General features: G+C 72.0%; 1 protein-coding gene and 1 pseudogene. Both read right to left on the reverse strand.

Features of this window, described 5'->3' with window-relative positions; genetic code table 11:
- Nucleotides 1–894: pseudogene (locus tag Q1K57_RS08120) on the reverse strand (ATP-binding protein); the annotation flags it as partial.
- A gap of 408 nt (nt 895–1302) precedes the next feature.
- The coding region (locus Q1K57_RS08125; RefSeq protein WP_300080778.1) for an SCO6880 family protein at nt 1303–2709 on the reverse strand (1407 nt) is incomplete at its 5' end.

Consider the following 2709-nt stretch of genomic DNA (forward strand, 5'->3'; position numbering starts at 1 on the left):
GCCGTGGAGGATCTTCAGGTCGGCGAGGTTCAGCAGTTCCTTGGCGATCGCGGTCGCGGCGGAGGTCGACTCTCCGACGGTGAGCATGTCGCCGGGCTTGTGGCCGACGACGAACTGGATCTCGCCGTCGCGGCGGGAGAACCGCATGTCGGCGTCCAGGCTCTTGACGGCTTCGAGGCCGAGGCGCATCTGTTTCCACATCTCGTCGCGGATGTTGATGCGCAGGGCGCCGGGGGCCTTGATCTCGCGCATGGCGCGTCCCCACGACGACAGGCAGGTCAGCGCGATGCCCATCGCCTCGTCGCCGAGGGGTTCGAGGCGGGACAGGGAGAACGACTGGATGGGGGCCGTCCAGTCGACGGCGATGGTGGTGGGGGCGTCGAAAAGGCCGGCCAGCGCCCCGGTCACCAGCTGTCCGAGGGCGTCCCGCAGCAGGCGGGTTTCGTCGAGGAACTGCCTTGTGGACGCGTAGCGGCATTCGCCGACCAGTTGCTCGGTGGGGTTGGCGAGGAGTTGCCACAGGGCGGGGATGGTGGTCACGCGCAGGGTGGGGTGCCCATCCTGGTAGCCGGTCAGCTGGGCGAGGGCCGCTTCGACGACGCGGGCGTCGGTGGGTCCGAACGGGACGCGTTGCTCGCCGACGAACTGGGAGCCAACCAGCCCGCGGATCAGGGTGAGCCACCGGCGGAAGATGATCCCGGCCCGGCGTCGCGCTTCGACGCGGTCGAGGGTGTCCCACCCGTCGCCGAGCGGGCCGAAGTCGAGGGGGTTGATGCGGGCGCTCATGCCGGGGCCGACGGCGAAGGGTTGGACGCCGAAGGCGCGGCACAGCGGTTCGTACTCGTCCTTGGGGTCGCCGAGGACGAACACCTTGTAGCCGAAGTCCATCATCAAGGTGGCGAAGTTCTTGGTGTTGGTGGACTTGCCGCCGCCGGGCTTGCCGAAGGTGATGACGTTGGGGTTGGGTGACCGGGACGGTGTCGTCGAGCACCCAGCCGAGCGGGTCGGCGTAGAAGCTGCCCCCGGAGAGTTCGTCGATGCCGATCTGCGCGCCGGTGGGCGGCAGGGGCGGGTTCGCGATGAACGGCCACCACGCCGCCGCCTGGTCGCTGGTCATCCGGTACTGGACGACCGGGGTGCGGGCTGGGCTCCAACCCCGACCCGGACGCCGCCGGCCGCGGCGCGGCGACGCGTGGAACAGGTACGGCTCCTTGCCGGGCCGCTCAGGTTCGGGCTTGGTGGGCAGGTCGTGGCCGAAGTCGGCGAGCAGCTGGGCGGTCGAGCGGCCGCGGGGCGGCGTCCTCATTCGTCGGCCTTCCTGGTGAGTCCGAGGCCCAGCGGCAGGGTGGCGGCGGCGAAGCCGGCGTCCTGGGCGAGGTCGAGGCGCAAGGGGGCGAAGCCGGCGCGTCGGATTGAGGCGTCGAGGCGGCGTCCGAACTCGGCGACGCGCATGGTCTTGGCGACGGTGACGCACGCGACCCCGTAGGGGCGGGTGAGGGCGTGGCCGGAGGCGAGCTTCGCGTCGAGGCGGTGGGCGCGGGTGACGTTGGCGCGGTCGCGGGAGCGTTGCCGGATCTGGAGCCGGCCGCGGAGCCCTTCTCCCATGTCGGCGGCCCATTCGTCGGAGGCGGTCTGTCGGTCGGCGCGGCTGAACGGCAGGATCGGGAACACCACCGTGTAGCTGCGCCGCTCCCCCGGCTCGGACGGGGTGAGCACCGGCGCGAGGGCGCCGAGGCAGGCACCCCGGTCGGGAAGCTTGATGGTGGAGCTGATCGAGTTCCAAGCGTCGTGGGAGTAGTGCCGCATCGTGGCGTCGGCGCCGGAGGGGCCGGCCATCGCCCACGGCACCTCGGTGCACACGGCTGGGTCGGTCTGGTGGGCGGCGAGGGCGTCGATGATCCCGGCCCGGTCCGAGGGCGCAAACCCGGTGCGGACGGCGAGCGCCAGCTGGGGCGAGGTGAGCCAGGTCACGTCGGTCATGCCCATGCCGCCGCGCAGCATGGCGGCGATCTCGTCGGCCAGCGCGTACAGGACGCGGGTGCGTCCTTCGAGGCCGCCGCCGAACTCGCGGGCCTGCTTCGCGATCCGGGTTTCGGGGACCACGAAGCTCACGAACGCTTCGGTGCGAACCGCGGCCCGGGTCAGGGCGGTGGCGAGTTCGTCGTTCATCCGGCGGGCGAGTTCGGGGCCGTCGGGACGCCGATGCGCGGCGATCCACTGTTGCCGCTCGGCGCCGTCGTCGGGGACGGTGCGGACCAGGAACACGATGTCGCTGATCAGGGACGCCCGGGCAGCGACGTCCAGTAGTTCAGTCAGCCCGCGGCCGTACTGGTCGCGACGGTCGCCCTCGGCCATGCCGACGCCGGGGTGCCGGATCGCGCCGGTCATCGCCCACGTGCGCAGGCCGTGGTCCTGGATGATCGCGTACCGCGTCTGAGCCGGGCCCTTGGGGGCGCCGACGTGGACCTCGATGCCGGACATCACGCCGGGCAGGTCCGCGTTAGCGAGGGCTTCCGCCTTGCCGGTGGCGGCCATGCTGCGCCACGACGTCCAGCCGAGCGCCTTGCCGGCGGTGAAGCTCCGGCTGGCCAGCAGCCAGCCGGTGGCCGATCGGCCGCGGACGGGGACGTCGACAAGCACCGTGACCACGGTCGCCAGGGCGGCCAACTCGGCGGCCAGCGTCCACCGTTGCTGGCTGGCGGCAACGAA

Source organism: Propioniciclava sp. (assembly GCF_029977985.1).
Taxonomy (GTDB): domain Bacteria; phylum Actinomycetota; class Actinomycetes; order Propionibacteriales; family Propionibacteriaceae; genus Propioniciclava.